The 25574-nt window shown below is 67.0% G+C and carries 22 protein-coding genes and 1 other annotated feature; of the genes, 4 read left to right on the plus strand and 18 right to left on the minus strand.

The window, feature by feature from the left end; genetic code table 11:
• Positions 1-104: 104 nt before the first annotated feature.
• The 9 genes from QP045_RS10890 to QP045_RS10930 all read right to left on the minus strand — a co-directional run bounded on the left by QP045_RS10890 (position 105) and on the right by QP045_RS10930 (position 11095).
• The gene (locus QP045_RS10890) at positions 105-1391 is read right to left on the minus strand and encodes an OmpP1/FadL family transporter (RefSeq protein WP_422515001.1); all 1287 of its coding nucleotides are present in this window, start codon (positions 1389-1391) and stop codon (positions 105-107) included.
• Between the two features lie 34 nt (positions 1392-1425).
• On the minus strand, positions 1426-1839 hold the full coding sequence (locus QP045_RS10895) for a DUF2147 domain-containing protein (protein WP_422515002.1): 414 nt from the start codon (positions 1837-1839) through the stop codon (positions 1426-1428).
• 381 nt (positions 1840-2220) lie between these two features.
• Positions 2221-2538, minus strand: coding sequence for a quaternary ammonium compound efflux SMR transporter SugE (gene sugE / locus QP045_RS10900; protein ID WP_422515061.1), 318 nt, complete (start codon positions 2536-2538; stop codon positions 2221-2223).
• A gap of 665 nt (positions 2539-3203) precedes the next feature.
• Positions 3204-4139 (minus strand): electron transfer flavoprotein subunit alpha/FixB family protein, encoded by a 936-nt coding sequence (locus QP045_RS10905; protein ID WP_422515003.1) that lies wholly within the window; start codon positions 4137-4139, stop codon positions 3204-3206.
• Positions 4136-4885, minus strand: a complete 750-nt coding sequence (locus QP045_RS10910) for an electron transfer flavoprotein subunit beta/FixA family protein (protein WP_422515004.1) — start codon at positions 4883-4885, stop codon at positions 4136-4138. Before QP045_RS10910 ends, QP045_RS10905 begins: the two co-directional genes overlap by 4 nt.
• Positions 4882-5787, minus strand: coding sequence for an NAD(P)H-dependent flavin oxidoreductase (locus QP045_RS10915; RefSeq protein ID WP_422515005.1), 906 nt, complete (start codon positions 5785-5787; stop codon positions 4882-4884). The genes QP045_RS10910 and QP045_RS10915 overlap by 4 nt, the downstream gene beginning before the upstream one ends.
• A gap of 16 nt (positions 5788-5803) precedes the next feature.
• A complete protein-coding gene (locus QP045_RS10920) occupies positions 5804-7594 on the minus strand; it encodes an acyl-CoA dehydrogenase C-terminal domain-containing protein (RefSeq protein ID WP_422515006.1) in 1791 nt (596 codons plus the stop codon).
• A 43-nt stretch (positions 7595-7637) separates the two neighbouring features.
• The gene (locus QP045_RS10925; RefSeq protein WP_422515007.1) at positions 7638-9959 is read right to left on the minus strand and encodes a 3-hydroxyacyl-CoA dehydrogenase NAD-binding domain-containing protein; all 2322 of its coding nucleotides are present in this window, start codon (positions 9957-9959) and stop codon (positions 7638-7640) included.
• On the minus strand, positions 9956-11095 hold the full coding sequence (locus QP045_RS10930; protein WP_422515008.1) for a thiolase family protein: 1140 nt from the start codon (positions 11093-11095) through the stop codon (positions 9956-9958). The genes QP045_RS10925 and QP045_RS10930 overlap by 4 nt, the downstream gene beginning before the upstream one ends.
• A 225-nt stretch (positions 11096-11320) precedes the next feature.
• On the opposite strand from QP045_RS10930, the gene QP045_RS10935 reads away from it, so the two are divergent.
• Together QP045_RS10935 and QP045_RS10940 are read left to right on the plus strand one after the other, a co-directional pair.
• A complete protein-coding gene (locus QP045_RS10935; protein WP_422515009.1) occupies positions 11321-13012 on the plus strand; it encodes a long-chain-fatty-acid--CoA ligase in 1692 nt (563 codons plus the stop codon).
• Between the two features lie 14 nt (positions 13013-13026).
• On the plus strand, positions 13027-13464 hold the full coding sequence (locus QP045_RS10940; RefSeq protein ID WP_422515062.1) for a MerR family transcriptional regulator: 438 nt from the start codon (positions 13027-13029) through the stop codon (positions 13462-13464).
• A gap of 8 nt (positions 13465-13472) precedes the next feature.
• On the opposite strand, the gene QP045_RS10945 is transcribed toward QP045_RS10940, so the two are convergent.
• Together QP045_RS10945 and QP045_RS10950 are read right to left on the minus strand one after the other, a co-directional pair.
• Entirely contained in the window at positions 13473-14966 is a 1494-nt protein-coding gene (locus tag QP045_RS10945) for a SulP family inorganic anion transporter (RefSeq protein WP_422515010.1), read from the minus strand.
• 67 nt (positions 14967-15033) lie between these two features.
• Positions 15034-15089: a sequence feature (sul1 is cis-regulatory element that is thought to sense ions involved in sulfur or methionine metabolism; They are found in Alphaproteobacteria), on the minus strand.
• A gap of 150 nt (positions 15090-15239) precedes the next feature.
• Positions 15240-15518 (minus strand): SWIB/MDM2 domain-containing protein, encoded by a 279-nt coding sequence (locus QP045_RS10950; protein WP_422515011.1) that lies wholly within the window; start codon positions 15516-15518, stop codon positions 15240-15242.
• 381 nt (positions 15519-15899) lie between these two features.
• On the opposite strand from QP045_RS10950, the gene folE reads away from it, so the two are divergent.
• Positions 15900-16523, plus strand: coding sequence for a GTP cyclohydrolase I FolE (gene folE / locus QP045_RS10955; RefSeq protein WP_422515012.1), 624 nt, complete (start codon positions 15900-15902; stop codon positions 16521-16523).
• Positions 16524-16573: 50 nt separating this feature from the next.
• Here folE and leuA read toward each other — a convergent pair whose 3' ends face one another.
• The 6 genes from leuA to miaA form a co-directional block, all read right to left on the minus strand.
• Positions 16574-18244, minus strand: a complete 1671-nt coding sequence (gene leuA / locus QP045_RS10960; protein WP_422515013.1) for a 2-isopropylmalate synthase — start codon at positions 18242-18244, stop codon at positions 16574-16576.
• Between the two features lie 266 nt (positions 18245-18510).
• Positions 18511-19122, minus strand: coding sequence for a YceI family protein (locus QP045_RS10965; RefSeq protein WP_422515014.1), 612 nt, complete (start codon positions 19120-19122; stop codon positions 18511-18513).
• 149 nt (positions 19123-19271) lie between these two features.
• Positions 19272-20291, minus strand: a complete 1020-nt coding sequence (gene ilvC, locus QP045_RS10970) for a ketol-acid reductoisomerase (protein WP_422515015.1) — start codon at positions 20289-20291, stop codon at positions 19272-19274.
• Between the two features lie 87 nt (positions 20292-20378).
• Entirely contained in the window at positions 20379-20894 is a 516-nt protein-coding gene (ilvN, locus tag QP045_RS10975; protein WP_422515016.1) for an acetolactate synthase small subunit, read from the minus strand.
• A gap of 53 nt (positions 20895-20947) precedes the next feature.
• The gene (locus QP045_RS10980; RefSeq protein ID WP_422515017.1) at positions 20948-22693 is read right to left on the minus strand and encodes an acetolactate synthase 3 large subunit; all 1746 of its coding nucleotides are present in this window, start codon (positions 22691-22693) and stop codon (positions 20948-20950) included.
• Positions 22694-22775: 82 nt separating this feature from the next.
• Positions 22776-23711 (minus strand): tRNA (adenosine(37)-N6)-dimethylallyltransferase MiaA, encoded by a 936-nt coding sequence (gene miaA / locus QP045_RS10985; RefSeq protein WP_422515018.1) that lies wholly within the window; start codon positions 23709-23711, stop codon positions 22776-22778.
• Here miaA and serB point away from each other — a divergent pair.
• Positions 23704-24585, plus strand: a complete 882-nt coding sequence (gene serB / locus QP045_RS10990; RefSeq protein ID WP_422515019.1) for a phosphoserine phosphatase SerB — start codon at positions 23704-23706, stop codon at positions 24583-24585. The two genes, miaA and serB, sit on opposite strands and share 8 nt — an antisense overlap.
• A 49-nt stretch (positions 24586-24634) precedes the next feature.
• Here the strand turns inward: serB and QP045_RS10995 are convergent, their stop codons facing one another.
• The gene (locus QP045_RS10995) at positions 24635-25567 is read right to left on the minus strand and encodes an SPOR domain-containing protein (protein WP_422515020.1); all 933 of its coding nucleotides are present in this window, start codon (positions 25565-25567) and stop codon (positions 24635-24637) included.
• Between the last annotated feature and the right edge of the window lie 7 nt (positions 25568-25574).

Raw genomic sequence — 25574 nt, forward strand, 5'->3', positions numbered from 1 at the left:
CAGCGCCTCCGGCTGCCGATCATCCCACCCGACCGTACCGACATCGCAAAACGCGCACCGTCTCCCTGGGGGACGGTGCGCGCTGCGTTGCCGGAAGGGCGTCCTTAGAAGCTGACGCGGCCACCTAGGGTAAAGATCAGGGCCTTCGCGTCTTCGGTACGGCCGTCGACCAGAATCGGCGAACCGGCGGCGATCGTCGGGCGGTCGATCGTCTCATCCTTGAATGCGACATAGTTGAACGCGCCGTCGAGCGTGAATGCCGGGCTCACGCGGTAGGAGCCGCCCGCACCGAAGTTCCAGCGGTTGGAGTCCGGCACGCGCGCATCACGGTTGCCGTCACGGGTCGGTGTCAGCGTCCGCTGAAGGCCCGCACGCAGCGTCAGGTCCGGGGTCGCGGCATAGTCGAAGCCGCCAGCCAGGCTCCAGCTGTTGCGATAGTTCTCGGGGATCGCCTGGTTGAGCGGAGCGCCCAAGCGGATCGCGTCGAAGTCGGCCCAGGTGTAGCGCACGCCCTGGACGTTCAGCGTCAGCGCGTCGCTGGTACGGAAGCGGCCGCCCACGATGATCTGCGCGGGCGTCTTGAACTTCGCCTTCACGCCTTCGAGGGTGGCGTTCTGGCCGGCAAGCGGACCAACCAGGCCGCTGACCTCAAGGCTGCCCTTCAGGTTGTGCTCGATCGCCGACTTGTAGCTGATGCCGACGGTCGCCCAGCTGTTGTGCATCTGCAGGCCGGCGGTCCAGCCCAGATCCCAGCCGTTGCCGCTCAGGATCTGCTCGCCGTCGGGCAGGGTGGCGGACAGGTTCGGGATCTTGTTGCCCAGTTCGGCGTCCGTGTACTCCACGTTCACCGCAGCGCCGACGCGCAGCCAGTCGGTGACCGAGACGCCGATCGACGGCTGGATGTCGATGGTGCGCAGCCGGGTCTTGTCGGCGGTGTAGCGCGCCCAGCTGTCGGCATCATAGTTGGTGGTGAAGCTGTACGGCGAGGTGACCGCGAGGCCGATCGAGACACGCTCGTTGAGCGGCATCGCGATGGCGCCGGACGGCAGGAAGCCGTTGTTGATCGGGTTCTTGGCAACCGGGTTGCCGCCGACCGGCGCGAACTGGCCGCCCGGGCGACGGATGACGGTGCCGTTGTCGACGACGTCGCCGCGCGGCAGAATCGCGGAGACGGCGATCGCGGCTTCGGCATTCTCCATGCCGGCGATCGAGGCCGGGTTCCACCACAGCGACTGCGGACCGGTGTCGGCGACTTCACCCGAGAAGGCGCGACCAGCGGCGCGTGCCGACTGCTCCTGCAGGTAGAATGCCTGGGCATTGGCGACGCCGGTGGAGGCGACGAGCCACAGCGGAGCAGCGGCGAGCAACGAAATCTTGATACGAGGAGACATTGGCAGCTTCCTGAAGGTGAAAACGAAAAGAGATTTAGCGGACGCGGGTCCAGGTCTGGGTCTTGCAGAGCGGTACGAATACGCAGCCGCGGACCTTTAGCTTGTCGGCTCCGACCGGGGTTACCTTGGCATTATAGGTCTTTCCGTCGTCGGCGTTGTAAATCGTGCCGTCGACCCATTCCTTGCCGTTGGATTTGAACCCGCCCAGGATCTGCAGGCCCTTGAGCGGCCGGTCGCGCAGCGCGGCATTGCTGTTCTTGACGTCCTTGAGCGTGGGATCGGTGCGCAGGTGGTCGGACGTCAGCAGGCGGCCGCAGATCGAATCTCCGCAGCGGCTGATCTCGACGATTCCGTTCTTGGTCTCGGCCTTCCATCGGCCGAGTGCGGCGTCTTGCGTCTGCGCCTGGGGCGCAGCGACGACCGCGGCTGCGAGCAATATCGTCAGCATCCTCGTTCCTCTCCTTACCGCTCGCCTGTTGGCAAGTCGTTGTCCCGCTTCGTCGTGGCCGCGGACTATTGGTGCCGTTGCCTGACGCATGCGGAAGTTACACGCACGCTACGGTACCCGCACGTCCTGTCAAGTCTCGTAACATTTCTGGCGCACACGCGGCGGGCACGATTGTGCAGGAATGCAACACAGGACGCTGTCCGTGCGCGCGAAAGGCGCGGAAAGTGAGGCTAAGGTGAGGCCAACGCGCGGCGCTGCACGTCCGCTTCGGGTATCCGGCGGGGCGGGGTGGGAAAGGTCGGATGACCATGCCCCGACTGAAGCAGCTTGCGCGCGTGTAGGACAGCCCGGCGCCTCCCCCACCGGCCAGCCCGAAGAAGGTCAGCCCCCGGCGAGCTTCATGAGCGCGAGGCCGCTGACGATCAGCAGGGCAGCGATGAGGCGCATCGGGGAGGCGGATTCGCCCAGCACCAGGATGCCGATCGCAAAGGCGCCGACCGCGCCGATCCCGGTCCAAACGGTATAGGCGGTGCCGAGCGGCAACGACTTCATCGACCAGGACAACATGCCGAAGCTGACGAGCATGGCGCTGATGGTGAGGACGCTGGGCCACAGGCGGGTGAAGCCGTGCGACTGCTTCATCGCCGTCGCCCAGACGACTTCGAACAGACCAGCAATGATGAGAACGATCCAGGCCAAGGCCACCTCCGGTTGAACGAGGCGCCGGGCCGTCCCGGTCTTGATACCCATGGCGGGGCGGGAACGTGGTCGCCGCGGGGGGGCAGATAGCGGCGTGTGTCCGAGGGTTCAAGGCTGCGGAGATCGCCTCGTCGGCATCAGGATCTCCCGGTCGTGACGATCTGACGTTGTTTGAATTCGTATCTGAGCCCGGCAGCCAGCGCTTCCCGCGTTATATGAACGACGTCCTGGCCACTGGGTTTGGCGGGGAGGGTCACCGTGAGTTCTGCACGACCGTTATCCAGAGACTTGATCGGCGATAGCGGCCGTACTGGGCGAAGAGAGGCTTGTAGTTTCGCAAATCGCTCCACGTTGTCGCGTGGGCCCGCAACGGTGAGTTGGCTCTCGGCCACTGTTCTCGCGGGTCCGCTTCGATCGCACCCGGCAACCGCGAAAGAGGCAGCCAAGATCATCAGGGTAAAGTTCTGAAAGCGCATGCTCTTTTCTCCCGAGCCCATCGGGAATAGTGGCACGCAGCCCAGAAGCCTGCAATCAAGGGACATCTCTCTCCCGGGGTTTGCTCCTGCGATGATGGAGCCGGGACGGATCGGGACGTTCCTCGGGATGACGGGAAGAGGGTCCTGCGAAAGAAATTGGGGGCGGGATCGCTCCCGCCCCCTAGTCGGTTACAGTTTTTCGGTGAGTTCGGGCAGGATCTGGAAGAGATCGCCGACCAGGCCGACGTCGGCGACCTGGAAGATGGGGGCGTCCTCGTCCTTGTTGATGGCGATGATGGTCTTGCTGTCCTTCATGCCGGCAAGGTGCTGGATGGCGCCCGAGATACCGACCGCGACATAGACGTCCGGGGCGACGATCTTGCCGGTCTGGCCGACCTGATAGTCGTTGGGGGCAAAGCCCGCGTCGACCGCCGCGCGGCTGGCGCCGATCGCGGCACCGAGCTTGTCGGCGAGCGGCTCGATCAGGGCGTGGAATTGCTCTTCCGAACCCAGCGCGCGGCCGCCGGAGACGATCACCGCGGCGCTGGTGAGTTCGGGACGGGCGGACTCCTGGGTCTCGGCACCGACGAAGCGCGACTTGCCCTGGTCGCCGGCGGCAGCGACGGTCTCGACCGGGGCGTTGCCGCCCTCGGTCGCGGCTTTTTCAAAGCCGGTCGCGCGCACGGTGATGACCTTCTTGGCATCCGACGACTGCACGGTCGCAACGGCGTTTCCGGCATAGATCGGGCGGGTGAAGGTGTCGGCGCCCTCGACCGAGACGATGTCGCTGATCTGCATGACGTCGAGCAGCGCTGCGACGCGCGGGGCGACGTTCTTGCCGATCGAGGTCGCGTTGGCGAGGAAGGCGTCGTGGTCGGCCATCAGCGGCACCACCAGCGCGGCGACATTCTCGGCCAGCATGTTCGCATAAGCCGGATCGTTCGCCAGCAGCACCTTCGTGACGCCCGCGACCTTCGACACGGCGTCGGCGGCCTGCACGGCAGCATCGCCGCTGCCTGCGACCAGCGCGACCACGTCGCCCAGCTTTGCAGCAGCGGTGAGGGTGGCCAGCGTCGCGTCCTTCACGCGGCCATCGAGCTGTTCGACCAGTACCAGCACGCTCATGCGATCACTCCCAGGCTCTTGATCTTGTCGACCAGCGCGTCGACGTCGTCGACCTTGATGCCGGCGGCGCGCTTGGCGGGTTCCTCGACCTTGAGGACGGTGATGCGGGGGGTGAGGTCGACGCCGTAGTCGGCCGGCGTCTTCTGCGCGAGCGGCTTGGACTTCGCCTTCATGATGTTGGGCAGCGACGCATAGCGCGGCTCGTTCAGGCGCAGGTCGGTGGTGACGATCGCGGGCAGCGGCAGCGCCACCGTCTCCAGACCGCCGTCGACTTCGCGGGTGACATGGGCGGTGTCGCCCTCGACCTCGACCTTGGACGCGAACGTGCCCTGGCCCCAGCCGAGCAGCGCTGCCAGCATCTGGCCGGTCTGGTTGTTGTCGTCGTCGATCGCCTGCTTGCCCAGAATCACGAGCTGCGGCTGCTCTTCCTCGACCACCTTGGCGAGGAGCTTGGCTACGCCGAGCGGTTCGGGACGCACGTCCGACGTGATGAGGATGGCCCGGTCGGCACCCATCGCGAGCGCGGTGCGCAGCGTGTCCTGCGCCTTGGGCTCGCCGATCGAGACCACCACGACCTCGGTCGCAACGCCCTTTTCCTTCAGGCGGATCGCTTCTTCGACCGCGATCTCGTCGAACGGGTTCATGCTCATCTTGACGTTCGCCAGATCGACACCCGACCCGTCCGCCTTCACCCGCGGCTTCACATTATAGTCAAGCACCCGCTTGACCGGCACCAACAGCTTCATGCTTTTCTCTCCCAAGCACGGGCATAGCCCGCGATCAGATCCGTGCAGATTGCGGCCGCCGGGCGGACGGCGTCGACGCCGCCCACGCCGTGTCCGGCAGACCAGATGGTTTTCCACGCCCGCGCTTCTTCGGCGAGGTCGAGGGTAGGCGTCTCGCCCGGCTGCCAGCCATTGGCCTCCAGGCTGGGACGCAGGAAGTTCGCAGCCACACCCGTGACCGCAGGCGTATGGACGATGTCCGCGGCAGAAGAACCGACCATCATCGCCTTTTGCTCCGCGCTGGCGAGGCTTTCCTCGGCAGCGATGAACAGGCTGCCGAGATAGCCGAGGTCCGCGCCCATCATCCGGGCGGCGGCGATGTGGCGCCCCTCGGACATGGCGCCGGCAAGCGCCAGCGGCCCGTCGAAGAAGCGGCGGATTTCCGCGACCAGGGCAAAGGGGCTGAGGGTACCGGCATGGCCGCCGGCGCCCGCCGCCACCGCGATGAGCCCGTCGACGCCCGCCGCCACCGCCTTTTGCGCGTGCCGGGTGGAGATGACGTCGTGGAAGACGAGCCCGCCATAGCCGTGCACCGCGTCGATCACTTCGGGCACGAGGCCCAGCGACGTGATCACCAGCGGCACGCGGTGGCGAACGATCGCCGCCAGATCGTCCATCAGCCGCGTGTTGCTGCGATGGACGATCAGGTTGACGCCATAGGGCGCGCTGTCGGCGTCGAGTGCGGCCTCGATCTCCTGAAGCCAGTCGACAAAGCCCTCCGTGGTGCGCTGGTTGAGCGCGGGGAAGGTGCCGACCAGGCCTGCCCGGCAGCAGGCGGTGACCAGTGCCGGGCCGGAGATCAGGAACATCGGCGCGACGATCGCGGGACAGGCGAGCCGGTGTTCCCAGGCGGGGGGCATCATTGCGTCAGCCCCGGCTTCAGAAGGCGTCCTCGGCGAGCGCCATCGTCGAGCGCTTGCCGGACTTGATCGCCAGGAAGGCGGCGGTCGCCTGCGGCAGGATGCGGTCGAAGAAGAAGCCGGCGGTGGCGATCTTTGCCTTGTAGAAGCCGGCTTCGTCGGTGCCCTCGGCAAGCTTCTGATGGGCGATGCGTGCCGCCTTCAGGAAGCAATAGCCCATGCCGACCAGGCCCAGCAGGCGCAGATAGTCGGTGGCGGCCGCACCGGCCTCCTCCGGGTCCTTCATCCCGCGCTGTGCGATCATGCCGGTGGCGAGCTGGAGCGCGCCAAACGCCTGGCGCAGGCCCTGCGCCATCGGCTTGATCGCCTCCTCGCCTTCATGCGCGTCGAGGAAGTTCGACACCGGGTGGAAGAAGGCGCGCAGGTTGCGACCCATGCGGGCCGGCATCTTGCGGCCGACGAGGTCGAGCGCCTGGATGCCGTTGGTGCCTTCGTAGATCATCGCGATCCGGGCATCTCGGACATATTGCTCGACACCATGTTCGCGGATGTAGCCGTGACCGCCATAGGTCTGGACCGCGAGGTTGGCGGCATCATAGCCGAGGTCGGTGAACAGCGCCTTCACGACCGGCGTCATCAGCGCGATGAAGTCGGTGGCGCGGGCGCGCACTTCCGGATCGGCCGACGCCTTTTCCGCATCAAGCGCACGGCTGACCCAGCCGCCCAAGGCGCGGCAACCCTCGGTATAGACGCGTGCCGTCATCAGCATGCGGCGGACGTCGGGGTGGACGATGATCGGATCGGCGGGGAGGTCGGGACGCTTCGCACCGCCGAGCGCACGACCCTGCAGGCGCTCCTTGGCATAGGCGACGGCGCTCTGATAGGCCGCCTCGCCAATGCCCAGGCCCTGGACGCCGACCGACACGCGCTCGGTGTTCATCATCGTGAACATCGCGGCCATGCCCTTGTGCGGCTCACCGACGAGCCAGCCCACGGAATCGTCGAAGTTCATCTGGCAGGTGGCCGAAGCCTTCATGCCCATCTTGTGCTCGATGCCGGCGACGGTGACGCCATTGGCGTTGCCGAGCGTGCCGTCGGCGTTGGGCAGGAACTTGGGCACCAGGAACAGGCTGATGCCCTTCACCCCCGGAGGTGCGTCCGGCATGCGGGCGAGCACCAGGTGGATCACGTTTTCGGTCAGGTCGTGGTCGCCGGCCGAGATGAAGATCTTGGAGCCGGTGACCCGGTAGCTGCCATCTTCCTGCGGCACCGCGCGGGTGCGCAAGAGGCCGAGGTCGGTGCCGCAATGCGACTCCGTCAGGCACATGGTGCCGGACCATTCACCCGAGACCATCTTGGGCAGGTAGGCCTGCTTCAGGTCGTCGGAGGCATGGCCCTCGATCGCGGTGGTCGCGCCATGGGTGAGGCCGGGATAGAGGCTGAACGACACGTTGGTCGCGCAGATCATTTCCTCGACCAGCTTGTTGATCGATTCCGGCAGGCCCTGGCCACCCCATTGCGGGTCGGAGGCAAGCGCTGCCCAGCCGGCTTCGCGGAACTGGTCATAGGCCTGCTTGAAGCCGGCGGGGGTGCGGACGATGCCGTTTTCGATGCGGCAGCCCTCGATATCGCCGGGCGCGTTCAGCGGCAGCAGAATCTCCTGCGCCATGCGGGCGGCTTCCTCGAGCACCGCGTCGAGCAGGTCGGGCGTGAATTCGGCGTGGGCGGCGAGATCGCCGAACCCGTCGTCGCCGTGCAGCTCGTGCAGCACGAAGCGCATGTCGCGCAGCGGGGCTTCGTAGACTTGCATGTCGATCTCCTTTCCGGCCGGGTGCCAGGCACCCGGCGGCAAATCAGTTGCGCAGCGGCTTGCCGGTTTCGAGCATCTGCTCGATGCGGGCGACCGTGCGGCTATCGCGGACGCGGGTCATGAAGCCCTTGACCTCCAGCTTGAGGAGATCCGCTTCCTTGACCGTGTCGACCAGGTCGGCGTCGCCACCGGTGAGCACTTCGGCCAGCGTGTCCGACACCACCAGGTCATAATCGGTGGCGATGCCGCGCTTGTGGAAGCTGTCCGCCGCCATGCGCAGCGCCAGGCGGCCGCTGGCGCCGGGGAGCTTGAACTCCGGCGGGGCCGGCGGGGTGTAGCCGTCGACCAGCGACAGCGCCTTGGCCTTCGCGTCGGCGAGCAGCCGGCTGCGGTTCATGGTGATGCCGTCCTGAGCACGCAGGAACATCAGTTCCTTCGCCTCTGCCGCCGACTTGGAGACGGTGGCGGTGCTGACCGTCTCGAACACCTTGGCGACAGCGGGCATCGGGCCCTTGGGGAGCTGGCCCAACTGCTGCCAGCGGTCGATCATCTCGCCATTGCCGCCCCAGCCCGGGATCAGGCCGACGCCGGTTTCGACCAGGCCGATATAGGTCTCGGCATGGGCCTGGATGGCATCGGCGTGGAGCACGACCTCGCAGCCACCGCCCAGCGCCATGCCCGCAGGCGCGGCGACGACGGGGAAGGGGGCGTATTTCAGCGCCTTCAACGCCTGCTGGCCGGATGCGACCAGCGTCTGCACCTCGCCATAGGCGGCGATGTTCAGCGCGAAGAGCGCAAGCCCGAGGTTGGCACCGGCCGAGAAATGGCTGCCGTCGTTGTAGATCACCAGCGCCTTGAAGCGATCCTTGACGATCGGGATCGCCTGCTGGATCAGCTTCATGACCTCGCCGTCGAGGGCGTTCATCTTGCCGGTGAACTCGATGCAGGCGACGCCGTCACCCACGTCCCACAGCGCGGCCGACCCGGTCTTGGCGAGCGGTTCGCCGGTGCGCTTGATATCCTCGAGCATCAGCACGCCGTCGGGGCGGACGATGTCGTGATAGGCGCCGTCGAGGCCGAAATACTGGCGCTTGCCGCCTTCGACGCGATAGAAGCTGCCGCTGCCGACCTGCTCCAGCAGCGCCGGGACCGGGCGGCCCTCTGCCTTCAGGCGCTCGACCAGCTTGGCCGCGCCGATTCGGTCGATCAGCTCGAACGGACCGAATTTCCAGTTGTAGCCGAGCTTCATCGCGTCATCGATCGCGACGATGTCGTCGGCCGCTTCCGGCACCAGCATGGCAGCGTAGCTCAGCACATGGCTGAGGACGGTCCAGGCATAGTCGCCGACCTTGCCCTTGGCGCCCAGCAGCTTGCCCAGGTCCTTGTCGGCGCCCGAGGGCAGCGACGCGGGCTTGCGGCTGTCGCGATACTCGCCGGTGACGAGGTCGATCGACTGCTTGACCTTGCCGCCGTTCGAACGGTCGAGGCGGTAGAAGCCACCCTTGCCCTTACGGCCGGTATAGCCTTCCGCGATCATGCGATCGACGAGCGGCATCGGGCGCACGGTGTCGAAATAGGGGTCGCCCTGCGGCAGCGTGGACGTCAGGCTCTTGGACAGGAGCGGCATCAGGTCGACGCCGACGAGGTCGATCAGGCCGAAGATGCCGGTCTTGGGCACGCCCATCGGCTTGCCGCCGATCTGGTCGGCTTCCTCGACGGTGAGGCCCTGGTCCATCGCCGCATTGATCGCGACCGCCAGCCAATAGGTGCCGACGCGGTTGGCGATGAAGCCCGGCGTGTCGTGCGCGGGAACCACCGTCTTGCCGAGGCTGCGGTCGGCGAATTCCGACACGCGCGCCACCAGTTCGGGGTCGCTGTCCGGGCCGGCCACGACCTCGATCAGGCGCATGTAGCGCGGCGGATTGAAGAAGTGGGTGATGAGGAAGTCGCGGCGGAACTGGTCCGAGCGCCCCTCGACCAACTGGCCGAGCGGGATGGTGGAGGTGTTGGACGACACCGCCGTGCCGGGGCGCTTGACCGCCTCGATCCTGGCATAGAGCGCCTGCTTCAGGTCGATCCGCTCGACGATCGCCTCGATCACCCAGTCGCATTCCGCGATGCGGTCGAGATGATCGTCGATGTTGCCGGTTTCGACCAGCTTGGCCGCACGCTTCGACATGAAGGGGGCGGGGTCGGTCTTGAGCAGCTTGGCAACCGCCCCCTCGGCGACTGCATTGCGGTCCGCCTCGTCGCGGACGATGTCGAGCAGCAGCACCGGTACCCCGGCGTTGGCGACCTGGGCGGCGATGCCGGCACCCATGGTGCCGGCGCCGATTACGCAGACCTTACGGATGGGCTCGCTCATTCGGCTGCCTCCAGCAGGGTCGCGATGCCCTGGCCGCCGCCGATGCACTGGGTCGCGAGCGCGTACTTGCCGCCCTCACGCTTCAGGAGCGACGCGGCCTTGCCGACGATGCGCGCGCCGGTGGCGCCCAGCGGGTGGCCGATCGCGATCGCGCCGCCGTCGATGTTCACCTTGGCAGTGTTGAGGCCGAGATCGTGGATGCAGGCGAGCGCCTGGCTGGCGAACGCCTCGTTGATCTCGATGACGTCGAGTGCATCGGCATCGACGCCGCCACGCTCCAGCGCCTTGCGCGAGGCGCCGATCGGGCCGAGGCCCATGACCTCGGGCTCAAGGCCGGAGATGCCGACCGTCTTCAGCCGGGCGAGGATCGGCAGGCCGTGGGCGCGGGCATATTCCTCGCTGGTGACGAGTACCGCGGCGGCGCCGTCGGTGAGCGGCGAGGAGGTGCCGGCGGTGACCGAGCCATCCTTGTCGAACGCCGGCTTCAGGCCGGCCAGGCCCTCTGCGGTCGTGTCCGGGCGGACGGTGCCGTCTTCGCTGACGACGCCGTTCTTGGTCTGGATCGGCACGATCTCGTCATTGAGACGCCCGCCGGCCTGGGCAGCGGCAGCCTTTTTCTGGCTGTCGACGGCAAAGGCTTCCTGGGTCTCGCGGGTGATCTGGTACTTGGTGGCGACCTTCTCCGCGGTCTCGCCCATGCCCATGTACGCGCCCGGCATCTTCTCTGCGAGCGCAGGGTTGGGGAGGGGATTGTAGCCCATCATCGGCACGCGGCTCATCGATTCGACGCCCGCGCAGATGAAGACTTCGCCCGCGCCGATCTGGATCTGGCCCATGGCGATGTGGATCGAGCTCATCGACGATCCGCAGAAGCGGTTCACGGTCATGCCGCCGACCGACAGCGGCAGGTCGCCGAGCAAGCCGACGAGACGCGCGACGTTCATGCCCTGCTCGCCTTCCGGGAAGGCGCAGCCGACGATCAGGTCCTCAATATCCTTGGGATCGACACCCGTGCGGTCGATCAGGCCGCGAATCACCTGGGCTGCGAGATCGTCCGGGCGAACCCGGGCAAGCGCGCCCTTGTGCGCGGGATGAAAGGGGGAACGGGCGTAGCCCGCGATCACAACGCTCTTCATCTCAATCCTCTCCGAGGCTCTTGGCATCCTAACGGCACCTTTCGGTCCTAATGGTGCGAGATTTCCCTATACGTCAACCGAATTCTGATTAAGGTAGGAACAGGCGCCGACATGTCGAGGTCCGTGAACGCGGACTCGGCAGAATGAGAGCAAGCGGCGCCGGAGAGGAGGCAAAAGCCGCATGAGCAGAGTGACGCAGCCCCGTAGGATGCTGGAGTCCGCCCGATGAGTGAGGCAGCGCCGATGACCGAGCACGCCAACGCCGATGCGAGCGTGCAGCGGATCGAACCCCGGCTGATCCCCAGCCTGCTGGAGCGCGCCGCGCGGGTGTATCCGGATCGCATCGCGATCGATTTCCTGGGCCGGACCTGGAAATATGGCGAGATCGCCGAACAGGTGGAATTTGCCGCCCGCGGGCTGCAGGACCTGGGCGTGCGCCCGGGTACGCGCGTCGGCCTGTGCCTTCCCAACACGCCCTATTATGTGATCGCCTATTTCGCCGTCCTGAAGATCGGCGGCGTGGTGGTTGCGATGAACCCGCTCTACGTCGAGCGCGAGCTGAACCACCTGCTGGTCGATTCCGGCGCCGAAGTGGTAATCGTGCCCGACCTGGTCGCGATCCACGACAAGCTGTTGGCCGCATGCGCGGGGACCGAGGTGCGCCATGTCGTGGCGGCCCCGCTCGCGGATGTGCTCCCCTGGGCCAAGTCGATCGGCCTTCGGCTGTTCAAGCGGCGCGAGCTTGCCCGCATCGGTGGCGATCCGCGCCACGTCCGCTGGAGCCAGCTGGTGTCGAACCGCGCCGCGCCGGATCCCGTGGCGCAGACGCCGCAGGACCTGGCGGTGCTGCAATATACCGGCGGCACCACCGGCGAGCCCAAGGGCGCGATGCTCAGCCACGCGAACCTGACCGCGAACAGCCAGCAGATGGTGATGCACGTCGGCCGGCCGCCCGACGTGCAGGAGCGCACGCTGGGCGTGCTGCCGCTGTTCCACGTCTTTGCGCTGACGACGGTGCTCAACTATTCGGTCGAGACCGCGGCCGAGATGATCCTGCTGCCGCGTTTCGAGATGGACCAGTTCCTGGCCACGCTGAAGCGGACGCGGCCGACGCAGATCTTTGCAGTGCCGACGATCTACAATGCGGTCAACCAGCTGGACGAAAGCCGGGTGCCGCGACTCGATTTCTGCCACACCTGTATCTCGGGCGGTGCGCCGCTGCCGCTGGAAGTGCGCGAGCTGTTCGAGGAGCGCACCGGTTGCCGCGTGGTGGAGGGCTATGGCCTTTCCGAAGCGTCGCCGATCATCGCGTGCAATCCGCTCAACGGCGGCGTGGTGAAGAGCAACAGCACCGGCCCGGCCTTCCCCGGCACCGTGCTGGAGATCCGCGACCTCATCGACCCCACCAAGCTGATGCCGCAGGGCGAGCGCGGGGAAGTGTGCGTGCGCGGGCCCCAAGTAATGATGGGCTATTGGAAGCGGCCGGACGCGACCGCCGACTGCTTCATCGACGGGGCGCTTCGCACCGGCGACGTCGGCTATTTCGACGAAGACGGCTACCTCTTTCTGGTGGACCGGATAAAGGACATGCTGCTTTGCGGCGGCTATAACGTCTATCCGCGCGTGATCGAGGAAGCCTTGTATGAACATCCGGCGGTGGCCGAAGCAGTGGTGATCGGGTTGCCGGATCGGTACCGCGGACAGGCGCCCAAGGCATTCGTGACGCTGCGCCCCGGACAGGAGGCGACCGTCGAGGAGCTGTGCGAGTTCCTGCGCACGCGCGTCAGCAAGATCGAAATGCCGCGCGAGGTGGAAATCCGCGAAAGCCTGCCCAAGACGCTGATCGGGAAGCTCTCCAAGAAGGAGTTGGTCGCCGAGGAACGCGCCAAGGCCGAACAGGCGGGCGCCGCCGCATGAGGTCGTCCGCATCCATGCGCCAGACGGCCGATGGTGCCGAAGGGTCCGATGGCGAGCAGCTATCGGGCATCCAGGAGGTGGCGGCCGAGCTCGGCGTGACGATGCGGACGCTGCGCTTCTACGAGGACCAGGGGCTGATCGAGCCCCGCCGGGTCGGCACCACGCGCATCTATACCCGGCGTGAAGTGGCCCGGATGCAGCTGATCCTGCGCGGCAAGCGGCTGGGCTTCTCGATCCGCGAGATCAAGGAGTTCCTCGACCTCTACGACGCGGATCCCCAGCACCACGAGCAGATGCGCCAGCTGGCGCTGCGCCTCAGCGATCGCATCCAGCTGCTGCGCCGCCAGAAACAGGCGCTGGAAGAGACGCTGGGCGAACTGGAGCAGATCCAGCGGCAGGCGCTGGAGCACCTGCCACCGGAAGCGCGGCCGGTGGAGATCGAGGGGCTGTAAGGGGGCTCTTAGTGCGGCACCACGCCTAGCTCGACGCCGGTCTTGTCGTGGAGGGCGAAGCGGTCGACCAGGTCGGCGCTGGCGCGGTTGTAGCCAATGACCTCGACCTCGCGGCCGTCGCGGCGGAGGCGGGCGACGATCTTGTCGAGCGCGCCCACGCCCGAAATGTCCCAGAAATGCGCCGCCGAGACGTCGATCACGACGCGAGGGGCGGTGTCCTCTGCCCGGAATGCGCGGGTGAAGCGGTCGACCGAGGCGAAGAAGATCTCGCCCCGCACCCGGTAGATCGCGGTGCCGTCCGACCCAGCCTCACGCTCGACTGAGAACATGCGTCGCACCTTGCCGGCAAAGAAGATGCCGGACAGCAGCACGCCCGCCAGCACGCCGCCCGCCAGATTGTGGGTGGCGACGACGACAGCGACCGTCACCAGCATCACTGCCGAAGAGGTCGGGGGGTGGCGGCGCAGGTTCAGCAGCGAGTTCCAGCTGAACGTGCCGATCGACACCATCACCATCACCGCGACAAGCGCCGGCATCGGAATGCGGCCGACGATCGGGCCGAGCACGGCGAGCAGGAACAACAGGAAGGCGCCTGCGGTAAAGGTCGACAGGCGCTTGCGGCCGCCGGAGGTGACGTTGATCACGGATTGGCCGATCATCGCGCAGCCCCCCATGCCGCCCACCAGAGCCGCGGCGATGTTGGCGCCGCCCTGACCCAGGCACTCCCGCTGCTTGTCGCTGTCGGTGTCGGTCATGTCGTCGACGATCTGGGCGGTGAGGAGCGATTCGAGCAGGCCCACTGCCGCCATCGTCAGCGAATAGGGGAGGAGGATGCGCAGCGTCTCCCAGGTCAGCGGCACGTTCGGCAGCGCGAGGCTGGGGAGCCCTTGCGGAAGCGCGCCCATGTCGCTGACCGTGCGCACCGGCAGGCCGAGCGCGATGCTGATGGCAGTCAGCACCAGGATCGCGACGAGCGGCGAGGGCACCGCCTTTGTCACGCGCGGCACCAGGTAGATGATGGCGAGGCCGGCTGCGACCATCGCGTAGCTGTGCCAGGTGACGCCGACGAACTGCGGCAGCTGTGCCATGAAGATCAGGATGGCGAGCGCGTTAACGAACCCGGTGATGACCGAGCGCGAGACGAACTGCATCAACAGGTCGAGCCGCAGCAGCCCGGCGACCATCTGGATCAGGCCCATCAGGATGGTGGCGGCGAACAGATAATCGACGCCGTGATCGCGCACGAGCGGGGTCACGACTACGGCGACCGCGGCGGTGGCCGCCGAGATCATGCCGGGCCGGCCACCCAGGAACGAGATCACGATCGCGATCGCGACCGAGGCATAGAGGCCGACGCGCGGATCGACGCCGGAGATGATGGAAAAGCCGATCGCTTCGGGGATCAGGGCAAGCGCGACGACGATGCCGGCGAGCACGTCACGGCGCGCCTCACCGGCGCTGGTGAACCATTCGGTCCGGAAGCGGGAAAGGGTCTGGGGCAATGCAAAAACCACAAGCAGGCACATGGCGCCGCATCCGGTGCGACGATTCTTCGCAGTCCATGTGATCTGTTGTCCGGCGGATCGGCGGCCGGAATAGCCACCCGGTTTTGCACCGGGTCCTTGCGAGTTGCGCCGCCTCTATGGGGGCTGGCTCGCGGTTGCAAGCCCGTGCGCGAGGGCGGCAGCGGGCAGTTCAGGAGAAAAAGGGCGCCGCCCGTGGGGCGGGCGCAGTTGCTGTGGAGCCGCCCGGATGGCCGGGCGGCTCCGACAGGCTCAGCTCATGTGCGCGTTGAGCAGCTTGTTCATTTCGAACATGGAAGCCTTCTTCTTGCCGAAGAGCTTCTCGAGCGTCTCGTCCGCGAGAATCTCGCGCTTGTCCTGCGGGTTCTGCAGGTCGTGCTTCTTGATGTACTCCCACATCTTGCTGACCACCTCGCTGCGGGGCAGCGGGTCCTTGCCGGTGATCTTCGCCAGGTCTTCCGACGGCGTGACGGGCTTGGCGATACCGCCGCGGGCGGCGCCGGTCTTGGTGGCGGTCGAAGTCTTGGCCATTCTGGTTCTCCTTATATCCTGCGATCCGAACCCCGGTCCGGCCGCGTGGTTGCCTTGCTTATGCGCGGTTCGAGGGCACTTGTCGCTCGTGAAGATCGTGCGGTCTGATTTGGGGCCGGGCAAGACCTCGCCCGGCGCGGCCGGGCTGTGCGTCTGCACCGCTCCCGTCGCTGCCGACTTGCCGTGCCCCTTCGTCCCGATGCACGCGTCCTCCCCCTCGCGCCACGCGGCCCGCCACGGCCGCGGTTTCCTTTTGCGCGTCGAAGAATTAACGCTGCCTTCTTCGCGACGTCAACGCGCTGTGCGCCGGGCGTGACGTTTTGTTGGCCCGAACGATGTGTTCGCACAAGTTTTGGGCACCAACCGGCCAAGGAAAGCAGAATGCAAGCCGACAATCCCGCGACCGAAGACGGTGACCTGGTCGCATCCCCGGCAAAACCGGCAGTTCCCGACGAGGTCGCCGACGCGGTCCGTACGCTGATCCGCTGGGCCGGCGACAACCCCGATCGAGAGGGGCTGCTCGACACGCCCAAGCGCGTCGCGCGCGCGTGGAAGGAATATTGCCAGGGCTATCGCGAGGACCCGGCCCACCACCTGTCGCGCACCTTCGAAGAGGTCGGCGGCTATGACGAGATCGTGCTGCTGCGCGACATCCCGTTCCAGTCGCATTGCGAGCACCACATGGCGCCGATCATCGGCAAGGCGCACATCGCCTATCTGCCCAAGGACCATGTGGTGGGGATTTCGAAGCTGGCGCGCGTGCTCCACGGCTTCGCCCGCCGCCTGCAGGTGCAGGAGCGGCTGACCGCCCAGGTCGCGGACTGCATCTGGGACCGGCTGGCGCCGCGCGGCGTGGCGGTGGTGATCGAGGCGAGCCATGCCTGCATGACGGCGCGCGGCGTGCGGACGCCCGGCGTGACGATGACGACCAGCCGGATGATGGGCGTGTTCCGCGATGACGACCGCAGCCGCAAGGAAGTGCTGGCGCTGATGGGCCTCGGCTGAGTCGATGCCCGGCGTACCCCGGCGCAGGGCCGGGGTACGGGGGTGAGGCCTTAGGCCGGAACGCGGTTGGCGGCGCTGAGCGCGGCGCGGACGGTTGCGGTCGCCACATCGGCGTCGATGCCGGCGCCGAACACGCGGGTGCCGTCCGGCAGCGTGCATTCGAGATAGGCGGCCGCCTGCGCGTCCGATCCGTTGCCGATCGCGTGCTCGCTGTAATCGACTACGTCGAGGTCGACGCCGCAATCGTCGCGCAGCGCCGAGAGCAGGCTGGACAGCAGGCCGTTGCCCTTGCCCGAGATCGAGCGAGTCTCGCCATCGAGGCGCAGTTCGCCGACGAAGGTCCGCGCCTGACCGGCTGCACCATGGCTTTCCGAATAGTCGACCAGTTCGAACCGGTCGCTGTCGGTCGGCAGATACGCCGCCTCGAACGCGCCCCAGATGTCGGCGGCGTTCAGTTCGCGGCTGGTCTCGTCGGCGACACGCTGGACGTGGCGGCTGAAGTCGGCCTGCATCCGCTTGGGGAGCTTGAGCCCCTTGTCCTGCTCCAGCACCCAGGCGACGCCGCCCTTGCCCGACTGCGAGTTGACGCGGATCACCGCCTCGTAATCGCGGCCCAGGTCGGCGGGGTCGATCGGCAGGTATGGCACGTCCCACAGGCCGTCGTTGCGCTGCGCCTGAGCGGCAAAGCCCTTCTTGATCGCGTCCTGATGGCTGCCGGAAAAGGCGGTGAACACCAGTTCGCCGGCATAGGGGTGACGCGGGTGGACGGGCAGCTGGTTGCAATATTCGACGGTGTTGATGACCTCGTCGATGTTGGAAAAATCCAGGCCCGGATCAACACCTTGCGTGTACATGTTCAACGCCAGTGTCACGAGATCGCAGTTGCCGGTGCGCTCGCCATTGCCGAACAGGCAGCCCTCGACACGATCCGCGCCGGCCATCAGGCCGAGCTCCGCCGCCGCGACGCCGGTGCCGCGGTCGTTGTGGGGGTGGAGGCTGATCACGACGCTGTCGCGGTTCGGCACGTTGCGGCAGAACCACTCGATCTGGTCGGCATAGACGTTGGGGCTGGCCGCCTCGACCGTCGCCGGCAGGTTGAGGATCAGCGGCCTTTCCGGGGTGGGACGCAGCACGTCCATGACCGCCGCGCACACCTCCACGGAGAAGTCGAGCTCGGCGGTCGAGAAGGTCTCCGGCGAATATTCGAAGCGCCAGTCGGTATCGGGGCGCTTGCCCGCCTCGTCCCGCAGGATCTTGGCGCCGGTGATCGCGATCTCGCGCACCTCCTCGCGGCTCATGCCGAACACGATGCGGCGCCAGGCGGGGGAGACGGCGTTGTAGAGGTGGACGATCGCGGTGGGCGCACCCTCGAGCGACTGGAAGCTCTTCTCGATCAGGTCGCGCCGCGACTGGGTCAGCACCTGGACCGTCACGTCGTCGGGCACGCGGCCGTTGCGGATCAGGCCCGAGATGAAATCGAACTCGGTGGCACCGGCAGAGGGGAAACCGACCTCGATCTCCTTGATGCCCACCTTGACGAGCAGGTCGAAGAAGCGGGTCTTCTTTTCCGCATCCATCGGATCGATCAGCGCCTGGTTGCCGTCGCGCATGTCGGTCGAAAGCCAGCGGGGCGCGCGGGTGATCGTCTGCGACGGCCATTGACGGTCGGGCAGGTCCACCTGGGGAAAGGGACGGTATTTGGTCGAAGGATCGCGCAGCATCGCAGCCTCTTGGCAAGTCCCCGCGCGCGTTGGAGCGCGGGCGTCGTTCAGCAAATTGGTCGGAAGAAAGCAGCCCTTAGGGGCACGCACATATGCGCAACACGCCCCTAAGGGCGGATAAGTCGAAGAAGGCGCAGTGCGTCGATCACGGGCGCAGTCATGGCGCGCGCGGGAGGGCTTGTCCAGCCGATTTGCCGCAAGGGCGAAACGATCCGGGAGGAGGCGAGGAAAGGGGACGCCAGGCCGCGCCCCCTTTCCAGCAGAGCTTATGCCTTTTCGAAGGCGACGGTGATGTCGAGCTTTACGTCGTCGGACACGGCCGGAATGCCATAGGTCATGTTGAAGTCGGAACGCTTGATGACGGCGTCCGCCTCAAAGCCGATGGTCTCCTTCTTCGACATGGGGTTCGCGCCGGCGCCGGTGAAGCGGGCGTTCAAGACCACCGGCTTGGTGACGCCGTTCAGCGTGAGGTTGCCGGTGATCGTCGCGCGCGTGCCGTTCACCTTCACCGAGGTGGAGGTGAAGCGCGCCGACGGCGTCACGTCCGCGTTGAAGAAATCCTTGCTCATCATGTGCTTGGTGAGCCCGGCGCTGGCGGTGGTGAGCTTGCCGATCGGGATCGTCACGTCGAGCTTGGCGGCCGCCGGCTGCTTGGGATCGATCACCAGCGTACCCTCGGCATCGCCGAAGATGCCGAAATAGTCGTTGAAGCCCAGGTGGTTTACGCGCCAGCCGACCAGCGTGTGGCCGGGATCGGTCTTGTAGGTGCCGGCGGTGACGCGGCTTACGTCGGCCGTGCCGGGGATCGCCATCTGCTGCGCGATCAAGGGGGTGGCGACGGCAAGGGCGGCGCCGGCAAGGATCAGGGGCATGCGCATCGAGAAAATCTCCACCGAAAACAAGAAAAGGACGGCGGTTTTGTCTGCCGCCGTCCTCTCGCTGTCAAACTGCCGATTAGAAACAGGTCGTTTCGTAGGCGTTCTTGTTCGGTGGCCGGAAACGCCGGTCGGCGCCTCCGGAAAGCCGCTTAGTTCTTGTCCTTGTCGACCAGCTTGTTGGCGCCGATCCAGGGCATCATCGCGCGCAGCTCGCTGCCGACCTGCTCGATCTGGTGACGCTTGGCAGCGCTGCGGCTGGCCTTGAGTTCCGGCTGGCCGGCGCGGTTGTCGAGCACGAAGTCCTTTACGAAGCGGCCCGACTGAATGTCGGCGAGCACGCGCTTCATTTCCTTCTTCGTCTCTTCGGTGATGATGCGCGGGCCGGTCTTGATGTCGCCGTACTCGGCAGTGTTCGAGATCGAGTAGCGCATGTTGGCGATGCCGCCCTCATACATCAGGTCGACGATGAGCTTCAGCTCATGCAGGCACTCGAAATAGGCCATTTCGGGAGCATAGCCCGCCTCGACCAGCGTCTCGAACCCCGCCTGGACCAGCGCGGTGGTGCCGCCGCACAGCACGGCCTGCTCGCCGAACAGGTCGGTCTCGCACTCCTCGCGGAAATTGGTCTCGATGATCCCGGAGCGGCCGCCGCCGACGCCGGAGGCATAGGCGAGCGCGATGTCATGGGCGTTGCCGGACGCGTCCTGATGGACCGCGATCAGGCAGGGAACGCCGCCGCCGCGCAGATATTCGGAACGCACGGTATGGCCCGGGCCCTTGGGCGCGATCATGATGACGTCGACGTCCGTCGGCGGCTCGATCAGGCCGAAGTGGACGTTGAGGCCGTGCGCGAAGGCGAGCGCCGCGCCCGGGCGCAGATTGCCCTTGATGTCCGCGTCATAGACCGCCGCCTGATGCTCGTCGGGGGCGAGGATCATCAGGATGTCCGCCCAGGCGGCGGCTTCCTTGTTCGGGAGCACCTTGAAACCGGCGTCCTCGGCCTTCCTGGCGCTGGGCGAGCCGGGGCGGAGCGCGATGGCGATGTTCTGGACGCCGCTGTCGCGCAGGTTCTGCGCATGGGCATGGCCCTGCGAGCCATAGCCCAGGATCGCGATGTTCTTGGACGAGATCAGGTTCAGATCGGCATCGCGATCATAGTAAACGCGCATGTTCTTCCCTTTCGGTTCTGTCTTGTGCGCCCCGCGGCGGGGGCGGCTTGGCTCTCGGCCCCCGACGATGCGGGGGCTTGGGTGGGATCAGGCGGCTTCGCGGCCGCGGGCGATTGCGACGATGCCGGTGCGGGCGACTTCGACCAGCCCGACCTCGCGCATCAGTTCGATGAAGGTGTCGAGCTTGCCGCTGCTGCCCGTCACCTCGAACACGAAGCTGGAGATGGTCGCGTCCAGCACCCGTGCGCGATAGACTTCGGCCAGGCGGAGCGCCTCGCTGCGCTGCTCGCCGCTGCCGACGACCTTCACCAGCGCCAGCTCGCGTTCGACATGGGGGCCAAGCGCGGTCAGGTCGACCACCTTGTGCACCGGCACCAACCGTTCGAGCTGGGCGATGATCTGCTCCATCACCGGCGCCGAGGCGGAGGTGACGATGGTGATGCGGCTGATGAGGTCGTCTTCCGAGATATCGGTGACGGTCAGGCTCTCGATATTATAGCCGCGGGCCGTGAACAGCCCGGCGATGCGCGCCAGGATGCCAGGCTCGTTGTCGACGATGATCGCGAGCGTATGGCGCTCGCGCACTTCTTCCTTGATGTGCATGGTTCAGCCGATCCGGTTGAAACTGAAGGGAAAGATGGCAGGCGGCGTGGGCTTCAGACCAGCGCCTTGGCCTCGTCGTCCATCTCGCCCGATACCTCGCTTGCCCACAGGATCATCTCGGTGTGCGCGGCACCCGAGGGGATCATGGGGAAGCAGTTGGCGAGCTTCGACACCCGGCAGTCGACCATGACCGGACCGTCATGGTCGAGCATCGCCTCGATCCCGGCGTCGAGATCGTCGGGATGTTCGATGCGGATGCCCTTCCAGCCATAGGCCTCGGCCAGCTTCACAAAGTCTGGCAGGCTTTCGCTATAACTCTCGGAATAGCGACCGGAATAGGTCAGTTCCTGCCACTGGCGGACCATCCCCATATATTCATTGTTGAGGATGAAGATCTTGACCGGCAGGCGGTACTGGGTCGCGGTCGCCAGCTCCTGGATGTTCATCTGGATCGAGGCTTCGCCCGCGATGTCGATGACCAGCGCGTCCGGCTCGCCCAGCTGCGCACCGATCGCGGCGGGCAGGCCATAGCCCATCGTGCCGAGACCGCCCGAGGTGAGCCACTTGTTCGGCGCCTCGAACCCGAAGTGCTGGGCGGCCCACATCTGGTGCTGCCCGACCTCGGTCGAGATGATCGGGGCGCGATCCTTGGTCGCTTCGTACAACGCGCGGATCGCCCGCTGCGGCATGATCTCGTCGGGCCGATCCTCAAAGCCCAGGCACTGCCTGGCGCGCCAGCCCTCGATCCGCGCATACCAGTCCGACAGGTCGGCCTTCGGATATTGGCGGGCGGTCCAGACCTCGATCATGGCTTCCAGCGCGCTGCCGCAGTCCGCCAGGATCGGCAGGTCGACGCGGACGTTCTTGTTCACCGACGAGCGATCGATATCGATGTGGATCTTGCGGCTGAACGGGCTGAACGCATCCAGCCGGCCCGTGACGCGATCGTCGAAGCGCGCGCCGAGGCAGATCATCAGATCCGCCTCGTTCATCGCCATGTTCGCCTCATAGGTGCCGTGCATGCCCAGCATGCCCAGCCACTTGTCGGACGAAGCGGGGAAGGCACCCAGGCCCATCAGCGTCGATGTGACCGGCGCGCCGGTGAGCTGCACCAGCTCGCGCAGCAGTGCCGAGGCGGCGGGCCCGGAGTTGATGACGCCGCCGCCGGTGTAGAAGACCGGGCGCTCGGCTGCCGCCAGCATGTCGACCGCCGCCTCGATCGAGGCGAGATCGGGCTCGGTCTGCGGGCGATAGGTCTTGTGCTGGATCGGGCCCGGGCTTTCGTAGCGCGCGGTCGCGACCTGAACGTCCTTGGGAATGTCGATCACGACCGGGCCGGGGCGGCCGGAGGTGGCGATGTGGAACGCCTCGTGCACGACCGAGCCCAGGCGCTCCGGCGTCTTCACCAGGTAATTATGCTTGGTGCAGTGGCTGGTGATGCCGACCGTATCCGCCTCCTGAAAGGCATCGGTGCCGATCAGCGCGGTCGGGACCTGCCCGGTGATGACGACCATCGGGATCGAATCGAGCAGCGCGTCGGTGATGCCGGTGACGGCATTGGTCGCGCCCGGGCCCGAGGTGACCAGGACGACGCCCGGCTTTCCGGTCGAGCGGGCATAGCCCTCTGCCGCATGGGTCGCGGCCTGTTCGTGGCGGACCAGGATGTGGCGGATCTTCGACTGTTTGAAGAGCGCGTCGTAGATCGGGAGCACGGCGCCGCCGGGATAGCCGAACACGAGCTCCACGCCGAGATCGACCAGCGCCTCGACCAGGATTTCGGCTCCGCTTTTCTCGACCACGTCATGTCCTCCTTACTTCGCAGCTGCAGCAGCAGCCTCTTGGACGCTGGGCGCCTACCGACAGTAATAACGCGATGCAAGGCTATGTTGATAATTTTTGTTCAAAAAATGTCATTAAGCCGCATGATTCCAACTCAGAGGCGCGGTGCCAATCGCCCGGCGGCTGGTTGCGGAACCAGGTATATTGCCGCTTGGCATATTGACGGGTGGCCAGGCGCGTCGCCGCAAGTGCCTGTTCCCGCGTCATTTCCCCGGCGAGACAGGCAGCAATCTGGGGCACGCCGATGGCGCGGCGCACCGGTGCGTCGGGGTTCAGGTCCTTGCGGGCGAGCAACGCCGCGACTTCCTCGATCGCGCCGCCCGAGAACATCGCCTCCAGCCGGCGGTCGCAACGGTCGAGCAGCCAGGCGCGATCGGGCAGCAGCACCAGCGGAGCGAGCGCGATCCGGTCGCCGATGCCGCCCTCGCGCGCGGCCTGCCACTCGCTGAGCGGCCGGCCGGTGGCGCGGATGACCTCCAGCGCGCGGGCCACGCGAGTCGTGTCGCTGGGGCGCAGCCGCTCGGCGGCGGCGGGATCGAGGCGGGCGAGTTCGGCATGGGCCTGGGCCACGGGGAGGGCGCGGACCTCGGCGCGGATCGCGGGGTCCATTTCCGGAACCGGGGCGATGCCGTCGAGCAGCGTGCGCAGATAGAGGCCGGTGCCGCCGACCAGAACTGGCAGGCGCCCCTCCGCCAGCGTCACGTCGATGGCCGCGCGGGCTTCTGTGGCCCAGCGGGCGGCGGAATAGTCCTCGGCGCCGTCGACGTGGCCGAACAGGCGGTGGGGGACTTGTGCCTCCTCCGCAGGGCTCGGGCGGGCGCTCAGGACGCGGAGGTCGCGATAGACCTGGGCGGAATCGGCGTTGATGACGGTGCCGTGGTGGCGTTCGGCGACCGCGATCGCCAGCGCGGACTTGCCGCTGGCGGTCGGCCCTGCAATGAGCGCGACCTTCGGCAGAGGGGTATGCACCATGTTCATCGCGACGCTGATAGCAGCCGAACGGATCGGCGCAGGCGATATTTCAGCGGCGGCCGACCGGCTGGCCGCGGCAGGCTGTGCGCCCGGCGCAGTCACGTGGATCGAGGAGGGACGCGCGGCCGACGTGGCGTTCGCGCACGGGCCCGACCTGGCGCGCGGGGTGCTGGACGGCGCCTTTCCCGGCACCGACGTGGTGGTGCAGCCCGCCGAGGGGCGCGCCAAGCGGCTGCTGATCGCCGACATGGATTCGACCATGATCACGGTCGAGTGCATCGACGAGCTTGCCGACTATGCCGGCATCAAGCCGCAGATCGCCGAGGTGACCGAACGGGCGATGCGCGGTGAGCTCGACTTTGCCGCGGCGCTCGATGCGCGCGTGGGGCTGCTCAAGGGGCTCGGCGAGGACGCGATCGAGCGCTGCCTGGCGGAGCGCGTGCAGATCACCCCGGGCGCCGAGGCGCTGGTGAAGACGATGCGCGCCAACGGGGCTGAGACGATCCTGATCTCGGGCGGCTTCACCCGCTTTGCCGAGCCGGTCGCACGCCAGATCGGCTTTGGCCGCGCGATCGCCAACCGGCTGATGATCGCGGGCGGGATGCTCGACGGGACGGTTGCCAAGCCGATCGTCGATTCGGCGACCAAGGAGGCGACGCTGGTCGAGGCCGTGGCGACGCTCTCCCTCAACCCGGCCGCGACGCTGGCGGTGGGCGATGGCGCGAACGACCTGGCGATGATCCGGCGTGCCGGGCTGGGCGTGGCCTTCCATGCCAAGCCGATCGTGGCGGCGGCCGCCGGCGCCCGGATCGATCATAATGACCTGTCTGCGCTGCTGTACGCGCAGGGTTATGCGCGGGATCGCTGGGTGTTGTCGTAAGCCGCGCCGCCCCGGCTTCGGCCGGGGCGGGTGAGGCCGCTCGTTCGCCTCAGCGCTTGACCGGCAGGCAGGATTTGACCGCAGCACAGGCGCGCGTGGCCTCTGCGCTGGAGGCATAGGGGCCGACCAGCAGCTTGGTGACGGCGCCGCTTGCCACATATTCCGGGGTGCGGCCCGGGAACTTGCCGCGGACCTGCGACCATAAAGTCTGCGCGCCGCCGGCCTCGCGGAAGGCGCCGAGCTGGACGCGCCACGCGCCGCCGCTGCTGGATGCGGCGGGGGCGGGCGCGGCAGCGCGAACCGGTGCTGGCACCGGCGCCACCGCCGTCGGGCGCGGTGCGGCGACGGGCGCTGCGGCCGGTACCGCGACAGGTGCCGGCGTCGCGGCGGCAACATTTGCCGAGGTGATCGGCGTGCGGGCGGCCTGCGCCTGGAGCGTGCGGGCCATCTCCAACCCGCGCTGGCGATCCTGCAGCGAGATATACTGGTCCATCTGGGCCAGCGTCTGTGACGCCTGCGGCAGGCCCGAGCTGGAGGCGCGGGTCATCAGCGCATAGGCGCGCACCCAGTCCTTGGTCACGGCATCGCCGTTGAACAACATGGTGCCCAGCACGAACTGCGCGCGCGATTCACCGCGGGAAGATGCCTGTTCGAGCCACTTCACCGCTTCCTGGCGGCGGCCGTTCTGGAACAGCGCCAGGCCATAGTTGGTGATCGCCTGCGGATGGCCCTGGGCCGCCGCCTTGGCATACCATTGTTCTGCCTGGGCCAGGTCGGCCGGCACGCCGCGGCCGAGCTTATAGGCCTGGGCGAGGTTGAACTGGGCATCCGGGTCGCCCTTCAGCGCCGGTCCGCGCCATTCCTTCACCGCGCGGGCGAAGTCCCCGCGGGTCCAGGCGTCGACCCCGTCCTTGACGTCCGCGAACGCCGGCTGGCCCAGCAGGAGCAGCGCTGCGGTCCCGAGAAAAAGCTTGGTTCGCATGGTCTTC

Source organism: Sphingomonas sp. 3-13AW (genome assembly GCF_049311085.1).
In the GTDB taxonomy this organism is placed as follows: Bacteria; Pseudomonadota; Alphaproteobacteria; order Sphingomonadales; family Sphingomonadaceae; genus Sphingomonas.

Excerpts from the sequence above, each read along its gene's own strand:
- serB (WP_422515019.1), top strand. The coding sequence starts at position 23,704 with ATGTTCATCGCGACGCTGATAGCAGCCGAACGGATCGGCGCAGGCGAT.
- QP045_RS10940 (WP_422515062.1), top strand. The coding sequence starts at position 13,027 with ATGCGCCAGACGGCCGATGGTGCCGAAGGGTCCGATGGCGAGCAGCTA.
- ilvC (WP_422515015.1), bottom strand. The coding sequence starts at position 20,291 with ATGCGCGTTTACTATGATCGCGATGCCGATCTGAACCTGATCTCGTCC.
- QP045_RS10930 (WP_422515008.1), bottom strand. The coding sequence starts at position 11,095 with ATGAAGAGCGTTGTGATCGCGGGCTACGCCCGTTCCCCCTTTCATCCC.
- QP045_RS10925 (WP_422515007.1), bottom strand. The coding sequence starts at position 9,959 with ATGAGCGAGCCCATCCGTAAGGTCTGCGTAATCGGCGCCGGCACCATG.
- QP045_RS10910 (WP_422515004.1), bottom strand. The coding sequence starts at position 4,885 with ATGAAGCTGTTGGTGCCGGTCAAGCGGGTGCTTGACTATAATGTGAAG.
- QP045_RS10995 (WP_422515020.1), bottom strand. The coding sequence starts at position 25,567 with ATGCGAACCAAGCTTTTTCTCGGGACCGCAGCGCTGCTCCTGCTGGGC.
- QP045_RS10905 (WP_422515003.1), bottom strand. The coding sequence starts at position 4,139 with ATGAGCGTGCTGGTACTGGTCGAACAGCTCGATGGCCGCGTGAAGGAC.
- QP045_RS10895 (WP_422515002.1), bottom strand. The coding sequence starts at position 1,839 with ATGCTGACGATATTGCTCGCAGCCGCGGTCGTCGCTGCGCCCCAGGCG.
- QP045_RS10935 (WP_422515009.1), top strand. The coding sequence starts at position 11,321 with ATGAGTGAGGCAGCGCCGATGACCGAGCACGCCAACGCCGATGCGAGC.
- QP045_RS10915 (WP_422515005.1), bottom strand. The coding sequence starts at position 5,787 with ATGATGCCCCCCGCCTGGGAACACCGGCTCGCCTGTCCCGCGATCGTC.
- QP045_RS10950 (WP_422515011.1), bottom strand. The coding sequence starts at position 15,518 with ATGGCCAAGACTTCGACCGCCACCAAGACCGGCGCCGCCCGCGGCGGT.
- QP045_RS10890 (WP_422515001.1), bottom strand. The coding sequence starts at position 1,391 with ATGTCTCCTCGTATCAAGATTTCGTTGCTCGCCGCTGCTCCGCTGTGG.
- QP045_RS10920 (WP_422515006.1), bottom strand. The coding sequence starts at position 7,594 with ATGCAAGTCTACGAAGCCCCGCTGCGCGACATGCGCTTCGTGCTGCAC.
- ilvN (WP_422515016.1), bottom strand. The coding sequence starts at position 20,894 with ATGCACATCAAGGAAGAAGTGCGCGAGCGCCATACGCTCGCGATCATC.
- miaA (WP_422515018.1), bottom strand. The coding sequence starts at position 23,711 with ATGAACATGGTGCATACCCCTCTGCCGAAGGTCGCGCTCATTGCAGGG.
- folE (WP_422515012.1), top strand. The coding sequence starts at position 15,900 with ATGCAAGCCGACAATCCCGCGACCGAAGACGGTGACCTGGTCGCATCC.
- QP045_RS10965 (WP_422515014.1), bottom strand. The coding sequence starts at position 19,122 with ATGCGCATGCCCCTGATCCTTGCCGGCGCCGCCCTTGCCGTCGCCACC.
- leuA (WP_422515013.1), bottom strand. The coding sequence starts at position 18,244 with ATGCTGCGCGATCCTTCGACCAAATACCGTCCCTTTCCCCAGGTGGAC.